The sequence below is a fragment of the Candidatus Eisenbacteria bacterium genome, assembly GCA_005893305.1.
Taxonomy (GTDB): Bacteria; Eisenbacteria; RBG-16-71-46; order SZUA-252; family SZUA-252; genus WS-9.
This window is the reverse complement of the sequence record VBOZ01000009.1, coordinates 1-14175: the sequence shown is the minus strand read 5'-3', so window position 1 is coordinate 14175 and position 14175 is coordinate 1. Positions and strand designations below refer to the sequence as shown.

The following is a 14175-nucleotide window of genomic DNA, read 5'->3' as shown; positions in this document are numbered from 1 at the left end:
TATGACGCGTCCGTTCCATTTCGCCTTCATCGTGAAGGACCTCCCATCGACGCGCCGCTTCTACGGTGAGGTGCTGGGCTGCCGCGAGGGGCGCAGCACCGCGACGTGGGTCGACTTCGATTTCTTCGGACACCAGATCTCGGCGCACACGACCGGGACGATCATGCGAACGGAGAAGACGGGACAGGTGGACGGCGTCGCGGTCCCGATGCCGCACTTCGGCGCGATCTTGGCGTGGGACGAGTTTGCCGCGCTGGCCGAGCGAATCCGCGCCGCCGGGCACGCATTCGTGATCGAGCCCCGGACCCGCTACGAGGGGCAGCCCGGGGAGCAGGCCACGATGTTCCTGCTCGACCCGAGCGGAAACGCCCTCGAGTTCAAGAGCTTCAAGAATCCCGAGCACGTCTTCACGGCATGACCGCGGCGTCGGTCGCCGTCGTGGGCGCCGGCGTCATGGGCGCGAGCGCGGCCTATCACCTGGCGATGCGCGGCGCGCGGGACGTCGTCGTTCTGGATCGCGCGGCCGGCCCCGGGCTCGGAAGCACGGGCGCCGCGACCGGCGGGTTTCGCGCCCAGTTCGATACGCCGATCAACGTGCGCCTCTCGCTTCTGGCCCGGGAGAAGCTCCGCCGATTCGAGGAGGAAGTCGGCTCGGACCCAGGCTACTCGCCCGCGGGATACCTCTGGCTCGCGCAGACCGAAGCGGAGCGGGACGCGCTCGCCCGGGCTAACCGGATCCAGCAGGCGGAGGGGCTGGTCGAAGCGGTCCTCGTCGGCCCCGATGAGATCGGCCGCCTTAGCCAGGCGGTCCGCCTCGAAGGCGTGTTGGGCGGCGCCTTCTGCCCGACCGACGGGTTCATTCGACCGCTAAAAATTCTCGAAGGCTATCTCGCCGCCGCGGAGCGCCTCGGCGTCCGCGTGGATTGGGGAGTCGAGGTCGTAGGATTCGGCCGCGGCACCGACGGGAGGATCACCCACGTCGAGACCTCGCGGGGCCGGATCCCCGCCGGCGCGGTCGTGAACGCCGCCGGGGCTTGGGCCGCGCCGGTCGCCGCCTACGCCGGCGTCGCGCTCCCGGTCGCTCCATTGCGGCGGCAGGTAGCCGCGACGGCGGTCACCGATCTATTGCCCGAAGGGACGCCGATGACCATCTTCATGAGCGACGGGTTCCACTTCCGCGTTCGCGACGGCCGCGTGCTCCTGCTCCTGCCGACGCCGGGCATCCCCGGCCGCCCGTTCGAAGCGACCTTCGATCCCGCATGGGGCGACGCGGTGGCGCGCGTGGCCCGGGAGCGCGTGCCGGTGCTGCGGCGGGCCTCGATCGACCTCCCTGCCTGCTGGGCTGGACTCTACGAGATGACGCCCGACAAGCACGCCATCCTTGGCCCTGCCCCGGGTTGCGTGAATCTCTACCTGATCAACGGATCGTCGGGTCACGGCGTGATGCACGCGCCGGCGCTGGGCCAGCTCCTCGCTGAGATCGTCATCGACGGGGTCGCGTCCACGCTCGATGTATCGGCGCTCAGGCCGTCGCGATTTGATGAGGGAGAGCCGAATCCGGTGTCGGGCGTGCTCTAGCGCTGGAGGGTGAGGACGTACTTGTCGAGGAAGCGCTCCATCCGCTCCATCATGTCGCGGCGGTTGGATTCCTGCGCGAAGCCGTGGCCTTCACCCTCGTACGAGACCAGCTCGGCGGTTCCGCCGCGGCGCCGCACCGCCTCCTCGAAATCGACGGACTGCTGGTAGGGCACCGCCTTGTCGGCGGTCCCGTGGAAGAGCAGGACCGGCGCCCGCACCTTGTCGACGTGCGTGATGGGGGAGCGATCTCGCCAGAGAGCGCCGGCCTCCGGGAGCCGGCCGATCAGACCTTCTTCGTAGTGGCGCTCGAATCGATGGGCGCCCATGACCGCGTCGTAGATCTGAGCGAGCGGGAAGAGCGCGACCCCGGCGGTCCAGAACTCGGGCTGCTGCGTGAGGGCCCAGAGCGTGGCGTAACCTCCCGCGCTACCGCCCGTGATCGCGACCCGCTTGGGGTCGGCGCCGCGGTTCTGAATCACATGCTCGGCGCCGGTCCGCGCGTCTTCCAGATCCACGACGCCCCAACCTCCCCGGAGGAGATCCTGATACGCGCGGCCGTATCCGGTCCCGCCGCGATGGTTCACGACCAGATAGTGCCACCCCCGCGTCGCGAAGTAGTGCGCCTGGGGGAGCCACGTCAGCGGCACCTGCGAGGTCGGTCCGCCGTGCATGTAGACGAGGAGAGGGCGCGGAGACTGCTCGGCGCCGGGCCCCACGGCGGGGTAGAAGATGCCCCACGCGACGGCGCCTCCCTTCGTTCTCCACGAGATCACTTCGGGCGTCGAAAGCGAGGCCTTGTCGATCAACCCGACCGACGTCGTGGCCCGGGGCGTCTCCACGCCTCCCTCGCGCGTGATCAGCGCGGGGGGCGTCGCGAAGTCGGCTCCGACGAACGCGACCGAGTCGCCTCGGACACTCAAACCCTGCATGTCGGTGTAGACAGAGGGAAGTTCCTCGACCGCTCCGCCCGGCCACCCGATCCGGAGCAGCGTATCCCGGCTTTTCCGCGCCCGGACCGCGTAGATCGCCGAGCCGCCGCCGTTCCACCGATATCCGTGCCGCGCGGGGAGCCAGTCGGCGAGGCCGACCTCGCCTTCGCCGGTTTCCACCCGCGTCGCGCCCTCGCCTTCGGGTCCGCCCACCCAGAGCGATCTCCACCCCGACTCGTCGCTCGTGAAGGCTAGGTGCTTCCCGTCGGGGCTCCACTGCGGCGAGGAGTAGCTCACCCTCGGCTTTCCGATCGCGACCGACACCGAGATCGGAAGCGCGTCGGTCACCGCGCTCCACGATCCCGCCGGCTTCGGGAAGCGCGCGACCTTGATCCGGGCTTCGTCCCACGGCATGTCGAGCTGATCCCATTCCTGCCACGCGATCCGCGAGCCGTCCGGAGAAACGGTGGGGTCGAACGCGTACCAAGGATCGGCCGATAGCTTGACCGGAAGGCCGCCGCCGCGAAGGTCGGCGAGCAGGACGTTGCAATGCCCATCCTGCTCGCAGAGGAACGTCACGAATCGGCCGCACGGGGAGATCGAGGGCGCCGCGACGCCTTCGTAGGCGGGCGTTACGGCGCGCTGATCGCCGGCCACCAGGTCGATCGCGTGAAGCCGGCCGTCATCCGCGGCGTAGACCAGCGTCTCTCGGCGCACGGTGAATACGCCGCCGCCATAGCCGACACCCCCCGCCGGCCTCGGCTCTGACGTGACGCTCTCGGCCAGGCCGGTCCGGAGCGATTGGCGGACGATGCTCCGCTTCCCGTCGGCGCGGCGGACGTAGAAGATCTCGTTCTCGCCGCCGAACGTCGGTTCGGAGATATCGTGCGCGAGGTAGATTCGCTCGATCGGTAGAGGGCGGTGCGGCATCGGCGCATGATACCGCGCGCGAGGCGGCCGGTCTACGCAACCGGGGCCGTGAGCGGTCTCCCTAAGGCTCCCGTGCCGGCGGCGCCGGGGCCTGCTATGCTTGCGGTCTGGTCAACCCTCGAATCGAACCGTTTTGACCCGGAGAGTGCACGATGTCGACCCCGCAGCGCTCGGTCATCGAGATCCCGCCCGGCTATAAATCGAAGGAAGTCGCCTCCTGCCTCGCGCAAATGGACGATCAGCTGCGCCTCCTGACGCAGGCCACCCGCGACATCACCCCCGAGGAGCTTGAGTGGCAGCCCAAGCCCGGGATGAACACGATCGGAATGCTGCTCGCCCACAATGCGATCGTCGAGGCGTTCTGGACGCTCGTGGCCCTGAAGCGCGAGGCGAAGCCTTTGGCCGAGCCGGTTCTGGGAATCAACATGGACGACGACGGCATGCCGGTCCCCGAGGACGGGAAGCCGCCCGCGAGCCTGAAGGCGAAGAACATCGCCTTTTACGACGAGCTGTTCCGCAAGGCGAGGGCATTTCTGAAGGAGTCGGCGAAGGGCGTGTCCGACTCCGATCTCGACAGCGAGGTCGTCCGCACGCGCGACGACGGAACCCAGCGCGTCATCAATATCCGCTGGTACTTCTATCACATCATGGAGCACTTCTCGGGCCACTACGGCCAGGTGCTCCTCCTGCGTCATCTCTACAAGGCGGCGCACGTCCCGGCGAAGACCCGGGCGACTTGAAGGCACCTCAGAAGCCGCTTCAAGACCGGATCGGCGGCGCAGTTTCTTCCGGAGATCAAGTCTCCGGCGATCGCGCGACCAATTTCGGGCACGTCTTCTCCGCGACGCCGCGATACCTGGTCGAGCCGAAGAGCGCCGACGACGTAGTGGCGGCGATCCGGTTCGCGCGGGAGAAGGGCCTCACGCTCTCCGCGCGTGGATCCGGGCACAGCCAAAGCTTCCTCGCGATCAACGACGGCGGAATCCTTCTCGACATGCCGTCGCTCGGGCGGATCGGGCGCGTCGACCGGGACGCGCTCACGGTGGACGTCGAGGGCGGAACGGTCTGGGGCGACCTGGTCCGACACTTGGCCCCGCTCGGGCTGGCGCCGCCCGTCCTCACAAACAACCTGGACGTCACCGTGGGCGGCACGCTCTCGATAGCGGGGATCGGGGTCGCGTCGTTCCGGCACGGCACGCAGGGGGATCAGGTCGCCGAGCTCGACGTGGTCACGGGGGCGGGAGACCTCGTGACCTGCGGGACGGGACGGGACGAGGATCTCTTCCAGTCGGTCATCGCGGGGCTCGGGCAGGTCGGGATCATCACGCGCGCCCGGCTCAAGCTCCGCCGCATGAAATCGATGACGCGCACCTACTACCTCCTGTACGACGACGCCCGCCGTTTCATGCAGGACGCGCGCGCGGCGATGGACTCCGGACGTTGGGATCATCTCGAGAGCTGGGCGTCTCCGTGTCCGCAGGGGACCAAGCCGGTCGGCGGCCGCAGGCAGGTCTTCGCGAAATGGTTTTTCCCGTTCCACCTCACTGTGGAGTTCGAGCCAGGCGCGCCGCCCGATGACGCGGCGCTCCTCCGCGGCCTCAATCCCTATGAGCGGCTCTATACCGACGATCTCCCGACGCTGGACTTCTTCGAGCGGCTGACCCCGGTGTTCGATCTCTGGAAGCGCGGCGGGACCTGGGAGCACGTCCACCCCTGGATGGAGACCGTGCTTCCGTGGGAGACCGCCCCCGATCTTCTGGACGCGATCCTTCCCGATCTGCCTCCCTCGATCCTGGTCGGCGGGCACGTGCTCCTCTGGCCCGCGAAAGGCAACACATCGCGGTCGCGTCTCTTCATGCGGCCCCCCGGGGAGAATCTGATGGGATTCGGCATCCTGCCCGCGATCCCGCCCAAATTCTGGGCCGAGGCGAAGCCGATGCTCGAGAACGCGAGCCGGCTGAGCGTCGCCATGGGCGGGAAGCGCTACCTCTCCGGCTACGTGGAGTTCGACGAGGCGGAGTGGCGCGCGCACTTCGGCGCGGAGTGGGAGTTTCTCCGTGGCGCCAAGCAGAAATACGATCCTGACTCGGTGCTGAACCCCGGCTTTGTCCCGCTTCGATCCGCGCCGGGAAAACCCGCCCGAAACGGCGTCGCGCGAGACGCCGCCGCAAAGAAAGCCTGAGACGTGGCCTTCGTATTCGGAACCTCCGCGTGGTCCGCCGCCCTGCGCGAGGAGATCAACCGGTCGAGCGAGTACCGGAACGCGGCCGCCAAGTGGGGCGCGGGGTTCAACGGGAACCTTCTCTTCGCGTTCGAAGCGGATGCGGCCCTCGCGAACCCGCTCTACCTGTTTCTGAAGCTCCAGGCGGGGCGGTGCGACGGAGCTGAATTCGTGCCGGGTCCCTCGCACCCCGACGCGGGCTTCGCGCTTCGGGCCCCGTTTTCGCTCTGGAGGGACCTCTTGGAGCGAAAGACTCTCGCCGCGACCGCGATCCTCACGGGGAAGCTCCGCGTCGAAGGGGAAATGCTCACTCTTCTCAAGCACGCCGGCGCCAACCGCGCCCTGATCCACTGCACGGCGACGGTTCCGACCGAGTTCCCCTCGGAGTAGGGCCGTGGTCGAGATCAGCGCCGCCGAATCCAAATCCGATTGGGCCACGGCGCGTGGGCTCTTCGAAGAGTACGCCGCCTCGCTCGGGTTCGACCTCTCGTTCCAGGACTTCGACCGCGAGGTCGCCTCGCTGCCCGGGGACTACTCGTCGCCGCGGGGCGTCATTCTTCTCGCGCTGGACGGCTCCGCGGCCGCCGGCTGCGTGGCCCTTCGCCCCCTCGCGGGCGAGACATGCGAGATGAAGCGGCTCTACGTGCGTCCCTCGCACCGGGGGACCGGGCTCGGGAAACGGCTCGCCGACGCCATCCTTGCGGAGGCGCGTGCGCGCGGCTATCGGTACATGCGCCTCGACACCGTCCCGGGCATGGAGGCGGCTATCGCGCTCTACCGCGCGCTCGGATTCCGTGACATCGACCCCTACAGGGCGAATCCGATCCCTGGCGCGATTTTCATGGAGCGGGAGCTCTAGACATGTCTCGAGTATCATCGTGCCCGCCATGCGCCTAGTCCCCCGCAGAAGCCGATATTTGTGGCGGCTTCTTATTCGACCGACCCTCTTCGCCATCCCGTTCGCGCTCTTCTTCTGCTTTCTGCAGGGTTCCGCCGTCGATAAGCTCGGCGACTACTACGTCGCGTCGCTCTTCTTCTCGTTCGCGATCACGCTCGCCATCGAGGCGAACAGCCGCTGGGTCGTGCCCAGGCTGGTCCCGCGGGGCCACCCCCAGTCCGGCCAGGCCCACCCGCTCCAGATCGCGAGCTACGCCGTGGCCGCCATGCTCGGGAGCGTTGCCGCCGCGATCATCCTCAACTTCACGATCGCGCCGGATACGTTTGGCACAGGGCGCGACATCGTGATGCTGCTCGTCTTCTCCGCGATCTTCACCGGGCTCTTCCTCGGGATGATTTACGCTACGCGGATGCGGCGTCTCTTCATCCATCGGATCCGCGAGGAAGCCGAGAACCGCACGCGCGAGGAACAGGAGCTGCGGATCGCCGCCGAGATCCAGCAGGCCCTCCTCCCGCCACGGATCCGAGCCGGGAAGGGGTACGCCGCCGCGGGGGCTTCGATTCCGTGCCGCACGATCGGCGGCGACTTCTTCGAGTACTTCGATCTTCCCGGCGACCGCGTGGGGTTCGCGCTCGGAGACGTGGCGGGGAAGGGGCCGCCCGCGGCGATCCTCGCGGCGATGGTGCAGGGGATCTTCACGACCCACGTGGACCGCGACGATGGACCCGCCGCCACGCTCTCGCGCGTAAACCAGGCACTCTACAAGCGCGGGATCGAGACCCGATTCGCGACAATCGCCTACATGGTCCTCACGCCGGATGGAAGGCTCGTCTCCTCGAGCGCCGGGCACAACCCGGCCTATCTCCTGGCTCGCGACGGAGCGGTGCAGCGCCTCGAGAAGGGCGGGCTCATCGTCGGAGCGTTCGAGGACGCGACCTACGAGGAGGAAGCCGTGACGCTCGACGCGGGCGACACGCTCGTCCTCTTCAGCGACGGGGTCACGGACGCCGAGAGTCCGAGCGGGGAACAGTTCGGAGAGGAGCGGCTCTACTCCGTCCTGGCCGCCCGCGGGGCTGGGCGCACGCCCGAGGAGATCCTGGAACAGGTCCTGCACGCCACGCGCCTCTTCGCGGCGGGACATCCGCCCGCCGACGACATCACGGTTCTCGTGGTGCGCTACCTCGGGAATCCATCCACGTCTTGAGGCCGGTCGCGGCCAGGATCACTCCGCCGCCCAGAAGCCGCAGCGATCCGGGCCGCTCGCCGTGGATGAGCCACGCCCAGATCGGATTCAGCGCCGGCTCCAAGAGGAGAATGACCATCGCCTCGAATGCCGGGACGAACCGAATCGCCTTCGTCAGGAGCACGTAGGCGAGACCGATCTGCACCGTGCCGAGCCCGAACACGATTCCCCAATCGAGCGGTCGCGCGCCCACCACCGGAAGAGCGAACGGCATGCAGACCAAGAGCGCGATGATATTTCCGGCCGCCACGGCGGGCGCCGCGCTTCCGCCGCCCACCCGCTCCTCGCGTCCCAGCCAGCGCATTCCCATCATGGTGAGCGCCCACATGAGCCCGGACGCGATCGCGAGGAGGTTTCCGCGAAGCGGCGCCGGCGCGGTCCGGAGCGGAGCCTCGCTTCCCACGAAGAAGAGCGCGAGTCCCAGCGCGACCATCACCATCACCAGCAGATCGGACGGCCGGTTCTTCTCCTTGAGAATCCACGGGCCGAGCAGGAGAACGTAGAGTGGGGCGGTCGACTGAAGGAAGATCGTGTTGGCCGAGGTCGTGAGCTTGTTGGCCAGCACGAAGAGGATCATCGTGGCGGCGTACAACGCCCCGACCAGGGTCGTGCGCCACGTCCAGCCGCGGCGTGAATCGGGGATGACCAGGAGAATCAGGAGCGCCGCGAATCCCGAGCGGAACCCGGCGACCTGCCAGCTGGTCAGGGCACAGGCCTTGATGCCGGCTCCACCGATCGAGAAGAGTATTGCCGTGGCGCAGAGCTGGAGTCGCGCCACGCCTTTGGGGCTCAAAGCGAGTCCCTGAGCACGACTAACGCGTTCGCCGCTCCTTCTCCACGATCACGGCGAGGACGTCGGTGCCGATCGTGTACGCGGAATGAAACACCCCCTGAACGCCGATCTTCGCGCCCTGGGCAGGCGCTCCGCCGCTCTCGGTCACAACCATGATCGCTCCCGTCCCGTCGTCGACCTGGTAAACGCCGTACCCCAACGCGCCGGCGGCGCTCTTCACGGTGCCCGCCACCTGGACGGTCTTGCCGTCATACCCGCCAGAGTTCGCCTTTAGGTCGCGGATCGGGATCGTCTGCTCGGTGCACCCGGCGGCGATGAGCCCGAACATGAAGATTGAGACCACAAGCACGGTAATTTTCATGAAGTCTCCGGTCGCAATTTGGAAGTCGTGGGAGGAGAAGGCATAGCGTGTAGTATATCAACATCGGGCCACACAATCCCACGCTGCGGGCGCCCGCTCTCGGTCCCGGCGCTCCGCGGAAAGGAGCCTCCATGTCGGCCCATCTGGTCGGTCTCACGCTCGGAGCCTCCTTCGCGGCGGGCCTCAACCTCTACGCCACGGTCGCCACGCTGGGGCTTCTGGAGCGGTTCGGCGTCGTCACGCTCCCCCCGTCGCTCCATCCGCTAGCGCACCCCGTGGTGATCGGCGTGGCGCTCTTCCTCTACGCGGTCGAATTCTTCGCGGACAAGATCCCGTACGTCGACACGGCCTGGGACACGCTTCACACCTTCATCCGTCCTCCGGCCGCGGCGATCCTCGCGTATGCCGCCGTCGCCGGCGTGCCCGAGCCGTGGCGGATCGTCGCGGCGCTCGTTGCGGGCGGCGTCGCGTTGACCTCGCACGGAACGAAGGCGACAACGAGGGCCGCGGTCAACACGAGCCCCGAGCCGATCAGCAATTGGGTTCTGAGCGTGGGGGAGGACGGTTTGGCGATCGCCTTGGCCTGGCTAGCGGCGGCGCACCCGCTCTTGACTCTCGGGATCGTCGTCGCGCTGATGGCGCTCTCGATCTGGATCTTCGTGAAGGTCGCGCGATACTTCCGGCGCCTGTTCCGGGATACGGCCGCGAGGAAGCGGCAGACGGTGCCGTAGCCGGGCGCCGGGCGAGTTGCCGGCGGGGAAACCCTAGGTCCTGTCTTCCGTCGACTTCCGCCGGGTGTGATCCAGGGTCCGCTTCCTGATGCGGATCGCGCCGGGCGTGACTTCCACCAGCTCGTCGTCGTTGATCCACTCGATCGCCGATTCGATCGTCATGTCGCGGGGCGGCTGCAGCTTCACCGCGATGTCGGCCGTCGAGGCGCGCATGTTCGTGAGGTGCTTCTTGCGGCATGCCTGCACCACCAGATCCCCGTCCTTGACCTGCTCGCCGACGACCTGCCCCGCGTAGACGCGCTCCATCGGCTTCACGAAGAAAAGGCCGCGATCCCCGAGCTGATCCAGCGCGTACGCCGTGACGTCGCCCGCCTCCTTCGCGACCATCGCGCCGCGCTTCCGGTTCGGGAGCGATCCCTTGTGGGGACCGTAGTTGTCGAAGAGGTGGTTCAGGAGGCCGGTCCCCTTGGTCAGCGTGAGGAACTCCGTCCGGAATCCGAGAAGGCCGCGGGACGGAATGGTGAACTCCATGCCCAGATGCTGGAGCTCGCCGCGCCGCTCGCCGATCGCCGCGATCACTGCCCCGGTGAACTCCTCGCCGCAGTCGATCACCAGCTCTTCAAACGGCTCGAGCACCGATCCGTCCTCGCCCTTCCGGAGGATCACCTGTGGCCGGCCCAAGGAGAACTCGAAGCCCTCGCGGCGCATCGTCTCGGCGAGGATCGCGAGGGAGAGCTCGCCGCGGCCCAGGATCAGGAACGAGTCGGCGTCGGGTGTCCGCTCCATGCGCAGTCCTACGTTCCGCTCCAGCTCTTTCTCGAGCCGCTCGAGAAGATGCCGGCTGGTCACGTACTTTCCCGAGGTCCCCGACATCGGCGAATCGTTGACGCGGAGCTCCATGGAGAGCGTCGGCTCGTCGACCCGGATCCCCTCGAGTGGCGTCGGATCGGCGAGATCGAGGATCGTCTGACCGATCTCGATCTTGGGAAACCCGGAGAGGACGACGATGTCGCCGGCCGAGGCGTCGGCGACCTCGACGCGCTGGATGCCTTCGAACAGGTAGATCTTCCCGACGCGGCCCTTCTGGACGGTCGTCCCGTCGGGGCGCATCGCCGCGAGCTCGGTTGCCCGCGTGATCTGGCCCGAGAAGATCCGGCCGACCGCGAGCCGGCCAAGATAGTCGGAGTAGTCGATATTGGCGACGATCAGCTTGAAGGGCGCGTCGCCGACGACCGGGGCGGGAACACGCTCGAGGATGGTGTCGAGCAAGGGCCGGAGATCGCCCGCGACGGCCTCCGGATCGCGCGACGCGTACCCGATCCGCCCCGAGCCGTAGAGGACGGGGAAGTCGAGGTGGTCGTCGCGGGTCGCGAGCGAGAGGAAGAGGTCGTGGATCTCCTCCTCGACCTCCAGGGGGCGCGCGTCCGAGCGGTCGATCTTGTTGATCAGGACGATCGGCCGCTTCCCTTGCTCGAGAGCCTTCTTCAGGACGAAGCGGGTCTGGGGGAGTGGGCCCTCGGCCGCGTCCACCAGGAGGAGCACCCCCTCGACCATGGTCAGGATGCGCTCCACCTCGGAGCCGAAATCGCGGTGACCGGGCGTGTCGACGATATTGATCACCGTGTCGCGGTAGCGGATCGCGGTGTTTTTGGCGAGAATCGTGATGCCACGCTCGCGCTCGAGCTCGCCCGAGTCCATGACGCAGTCCTCGACGTGCTGGCCGACGCGGAACGTGCCGCACTGGCGCAGCAGGGCGTCTACGAGCGTCGTCTTGCCGTGGTCGACGTGGGCGACGATGGCGAGGGCGCGGCGGTCGGCACGCGGATGGGGTGCTATGTGTGGTGCTATCATGAGCCGCCAATTGTAGCAAAGATCGTCCGGGGGCGCCGCAAGGCCGGCAAGGAGGGCGCGATTCCCTAATCGGGCGGGCGAACCTACTACTGCCCCGGGAGGGGTCCATGGACGAAGCGCTCGCCGTACACCGGCTTCATTTCGCGTTCACCATCACATTTCACTACCTCTTTCCCCAGCTCACGATGGGGCTCGCTCTCCTCACCCTGATCTTGAAGACCGTCGCGCTTCGCCGCCGTGACGAGCGTTACAACGTCGCGGCCCGGTTCTGGGCGAAGATCTTCGGGATCAACTTCGCCCTCGGCGTCGTGACCGGGATCCCGATGGAGTTTCAGTTCGGGACGAACTGGGCCGACTTCTCCAAGGCCGCGGGCAGCGTCATCGGGCAGACCCTCGCCATGGAGGGGGTCTTTTCGTTCTTCCTCGAATCCTCCTTCCTGGGCCTCTTCCTCTTCGGCGAGCGCCGCCTCGGTCAGCTCGGCCATTGGTTCGCATCGCTCATGGTATTCGTGGGCTCCTGGCTCTCGGGGTACTTCATCATCGCCACCGACGCGTGGATGCAGCACCCGGTCGGGCACCAGGTTCTCCCCGGGGGAACGATCGCCCTCCGAAGCTTCTGGGCGCTCCTCTTGAATCCGTGGGCGGGATGGCAGTACGCGCACAACATGAACGGCGCGGTCCTTACCGCCTGCTTCGTGATGGCTGGTGTGGGCGCCTACTACCTGTTGACGAAGCAGTTCGTGGAGCAGGCGAAGCTCTTTGTTCGTCTGGCCGTCACCGTGGGCGCGATCTCATCGATCGTGCAGCTCTTCCCGACCGGGGACGGTCAAGGCCGGATGATCGCCGAGCACCAACCGGCGGCGCTCGCGGCGATGGAAGGACTCTTCCGCTCGGAGGAGGGAGCCCCGCTCGTCATCGTCGGACAGCCGGACATGGTGCGGCAGCGGCTCGACAATCCGATCGTCGTGCCCCGCCTTCTGAGTTTTCTGACCTATCAGCGCTGGCACGCGCACGTGAAGGGCCTCGACGCGTTCCCGAAGCGAGACTGGCCCGACAACATCCCGCTTCTCTACTACGCGTATCACATCATGGTCGGGCTCGGGACCTTCTTCATCGCGATCTTCTGCGTCGCGGCATTCCTCCTCTGGCGGGGCGCGCTCCACGGGGCACGGTGGATGCTCTGGATCCTGATGCTGTGTGTTCCGTTCCCCTACATCGCGAACACCGCGGGGTGGATCACCGCGGAGGTCGGCCGCCAGCCGTGGCTCATCTACGGGGTCATGCGGACGGCGGAGGGCTATTCCAAGAACGTCTCCGCGGGCAACGGTCTCTTCACGCTCATCGGATTCATGGGGCTATACACGGTCCTGGGCATCCTCTTTCTCTTCCTCGTGCGCCGTGAGCTCGACCACGGGCCGGTCGCCGAGCGCGCGTCTGGATCGGGGCCGGCGGGCGCGCCGGCCCAAGGGTGAGCGGCATGGAGACGCTCTGGTTCTGTCTGGTCGCACTGATGCTCGCGGCCTACGTCGTGTTCGACGGGTTCGATCTGGGCGCGGGCATCGTCCACCTCTTCGTCGCCAGAACGGAAGAGGAGCGCCGCGCCGTCCTCGCCTCGATCGGACCGGTCTGGGACGGGAACGAGGTGTGGCTCCTCGCCGCGGGGGGAACGCTCTACTTCGCATTTCCCGCGCTCTACGCTGCCAGTTTCAGCGGCTTCTATCTCCCGCTCATGATCGTGCTCTGGCTCCTCATCCTCCGCGGCTGCTCCATCGAGTTCCGAAACCACATCGACAGCGACGCCTGGAAGCCGCTTTGGGACGTGACGTTCGCGTTCTCGAGCACGCTCCTGGCGATCTTCTTCGGCGCGGCTCTCGGCAACGTGATCCGCGGCGTCCCGTTCGACGAGACCGGGCGGTTCTTCGAGCCGCTCTGGGTCGATCTTCGTCCTGGGCCCGACGCGGGCATCCTCGACTGGTACACGGTGCTCGTGGGGCTGGCGGCCCTCGCCGCGCTCGTGATGCACGGCGCGCTCTGGGTCGCGCTCAAAACCCATGACCCGGTCGCCGCGCGGGCGAGGGCGATCGGGCGCCGCGCCTGGATCGGCGCCGCATTGCTCACCGCCCTCGTCACATGGTGCACGATGCGGCTTCAACCCCAGGTGCTCGCCAACCTGTCGCGATATCCATGGGGACTCGCGTTTCCCGCGCTGGCCCTCTCCGGGCTCGCGGGCGTCCGGTGGTACTCCCATCGGAGCCTGGAGCGCAGGGCGTTCCTGGCCTCGTGCGCCTATCTGGTCGGCATGATCTCGAGCGCCGCCTTTGGGCTCTACCCGTACGTGCTTCCATCGATCACGGACCCGGCGCGCGCGCTCACGATCCGGAATGCCGCGGCCCACGAATACGGGCTCCGAATCGGCCTTGTCTGGTGGGTCATCGGCATGGCGCTCGTGGCCGTCTATTTCACGTATGTTTATCGGCGGTTCGCGGGGAAGGTGCGCCTGGGACGCGAGGGCGAGGGTTACTGAAGCTCGTCACTACCAATCCACGGAAGGAGAGATTTCATGACGCGTAGTCGACTCATCGCCCTGCTCTTGACCGTCGCGCTCTCGGCAGGATGCGCCGCGGTCCCGCCGCAGCACGT

General features: G+C 67.4%; 13 protein-coding genes. 9 read left to right on the top strand and 4 right to left on the bottom strand.

Features of this window, described 5'->3' with window-relative positions; all coding sequences use genetic code 11:
- Position 1 precedes the first annotated feature (1 nt).
- Together E6K79_02505 and E6K79_02500 are read left to right on the top strand one after the other, a co-directional pair.
- Positions 2-418 carry a glyoxalase gene (locus E6K79_02505; protein ID TMQ66244.1) on the top strand — a complete coding sequence of 139 codons (417 nt, stop codon included), beginning with the start codon at positions 2-4 and terminating at the stop codon, positions 416-418.
- The gene (locus tag E6K79_02500; protein TMQ66243.1) at positions 415-1578 is read left to right on the top strand and encodes an FAD-binding oxidoreductase; all 1164 of its coding nucleotides are present in this window, start codon (positions 415-417) and stop codon (positions 1576-1578) included. The genes E6K79_02505 and E6K79_02500 overlap by 4 nt, the downstream gene beginning before the upstream one ends.
- Here the strand turns inward: E6K79_02500 and E6K79_02495 are convergent.
- Positions 1575-3437 (bottom strand): S9 family peptidase, encoded by a 1863-nt coding sequence (locus E6K79_02495; GenBank protein TMQ66242.1) that lies wholly within the window; start codon positions 3435-3437, stop codon positions 1575-1577. The genes E6K79_02500 and E6K79_02495 overlap by 4 nt on opposite strands.
- 292 nt (positions 3438-3729) lie before the next feature.
- On the opposite strand from E6K79_02495, the gene E6K79_02490 reads away from it, so the two are divergent.
- From E6K79_02490 to E6K79_02475, 4 genes are read left to right on the top strand one after another with little or no spacing between them, the layout of a single operon-like run.
- Complete coding sequence (locus tag E6K79_02490; protein ID TMQ66241.1) at positions 3730-5619, top strand: FAD-binding protein; 1890 nt, start codon at positions 3730-3732, stop codon at positions 5617-5619.
- Between the two features lie 3 nt (positions 5620-5622).
- Complete coding sequence (locus E6K79_02485) at positions 5623-6048, top strand: hypothetical protein (protein ID TMQ66240.1); 426 nt, start codon at positions 5623-5625, stop codon at positions 6046-6048.
- 4 nt (positions 6049-6052) lie between these two features.
- On the top strand, positions 6053-6517 hold the full coding sequence (locus E6K79_02480; GenBank protein TMQ66239.1) for a GNAT family N-acetyltransferase: 465 nt from the start codon (positions 6053-6055) through the stop codon (positions 6515-6517).
- A gap of 28 nt (positions 6518-6545) precedes the next feature.
- Positions 6546-7760 carry a serine/threonine-protein phosphatase gene (locus tag E6K79_02475; GenBank protein TMQ66238.1) on the top strand — a complete coding sequence of 405 codons (1215 nt, stop codon included), beginning with the start codon at positions 6546-6548 and terminating at the stop codon, positions 7758-7760.
- On the opposite strand, the gene E6K79_02470 is transcribed toward E6K79_02475, so the two are convergent.
- Together E6K79_02470 and E6K79_02465 are read right to left on the bottom strand one after the other, a co-directional pair.
- A complete protein-coding gene (locus tag E6K79_02470; protein ID TMQ66237.1) occupies positions 7714-8592 on the bottom strand; it encodes an EamA/RhaT family transporter in 879 nt (292 codons plus the stop codon). The genes E6K79_02475 and E6K79_02470 overlap by 47 nt on opposite strands.
- A gap of 19 nt (positions 8593-8611) precedes the next feature.
- A complete protein-coding gene (locus E6K79_02465; GenBank protein TMQ66236.1) occupies positions 8612-8953 on the bottom strand; it encodes a hypothetical protein in 342 nt (113 codons plus the stop codon).
- Between the two features lie 131 nt (positions 8954-9084).
- Between E6K79_02465 and E6K79_02460 the strand changes: the two genes are divergently transcribed.
- A complete protein-coding gene (locus E6K79_02460; GenBank protein ID TMQ66235.1) occupies positions 9085-9684 on the top strand; it encodes a DUF4126 domain-containing protein in 600 nt (199 codons plus the stop codon).
- 33 nt (positions 9685-9717) lie between these two features.
- Here E6K79_02460 and typA read toward each other — a convergent pair whose 3' ends face one another.
- Positions 9718-11535 carry a translational GTPase TypA gene (gene typA, locus E6K79_02455; protein TMQ66234.1) on the bottom strand — a complete coding sequence of 606 codons (1818 nt, stop codon included), beginning with the start codon at positions 11533-11535 and terminating at the stop codon, positions 9718-9720.
- Between the two features lie 107 nt (positions 11536-11642).
- Here typA and E6K79_02450 point away from each other — a divergent pair, with 107 nt between their 5' ends.
- The gene (locus E6K79_02450) at positions 11643-13007 is read left to right on the top strand and encodes a cytochrome ubiquinol oxidase subunit I (GenBank protein ID TMQ66233.1); all 1365 of its coding nucleotides are present in this window, start codon (positions 11643-11645) and stop codon (positions 13005-13007) included.
- Positions 13008-13012: 5 nt separating this feature from the next.
- Complete coding sequence (cydB, locus tag E6K79_02445) at positions 13013-14059, top strand: cytochrome d ubiquinol oxidase subunit II (GenBank protein ID TMQ66232.1); 1047 nt, start codon at positions 13013-13015, stop codon at positions 14057-14059.
- Positions 14060-14175: the final 116 nt, after the last annotated feature.

Bases quoted from the DNA above. Each gene is read 5' to 3' on its own strand.
- E6K79_02460 (TMQ66235.1), top strand. From the start codon at position 9,085: ATGTCGGCCCATCTGGTCGGTCTCACGCTCGGAGCCTCCTTCGCGGCG.
- E6K79_02495 (TMQ66242.1), bottom strand. From the start codon at position 3,437: ATGCCGCACCGCCCTCTACCGATCGAGCGAATCTACCTCGCGCACGAT.
- cydB (TMQ66232.1), top strand. From the start codon at position 13,013: ATGGAGACGCTCTGGTTCTGTCTGGTCGCACTGATGCTCGCGGCCTAC.
- E6K79_02500 (TMQ66243.1), top strand. From the start codon at position 415: ATGACCGCGGCGTCGGTCGCCGTCGTGGGCGCCGGCGTCATGGGCGCG.
- typA (TMQ66234.1), bottom strand. From the start codon at position 11,535: ATGATAGCACCACACATAGCACCCCATCCGCGTGCCGACCGCCGCGCC.
- E6K79_02505 (TMQ66244.1), top strand. From the start codon at position 2: ATGACGCGTCCGTTCCATTTCGCCTTCATCGTGAAGGACCTCCCATCG.
- E6K79_02450 (TMQ66233.1), top strand. From the start codon at position 11,643: ATGGACGAAGCGCTCGCCGTACACCGGCTTCATTTCGCGTTCACCATC.
- E6K79_02465 (TMQ66236.1), bottom strand. From the start codon at position 8,953: ATGAAAATTACCGTGCTTGTGGTCTCAATCTTCATGTTCGGGCTCATC.
- E6K79_02475 (TMQ66238.1), top strand. From the start codon at position 6,546: ATGCGCCTAGTCCCCCGCAGAAGCCGATATTTGTGGCGGCTTCTTATT.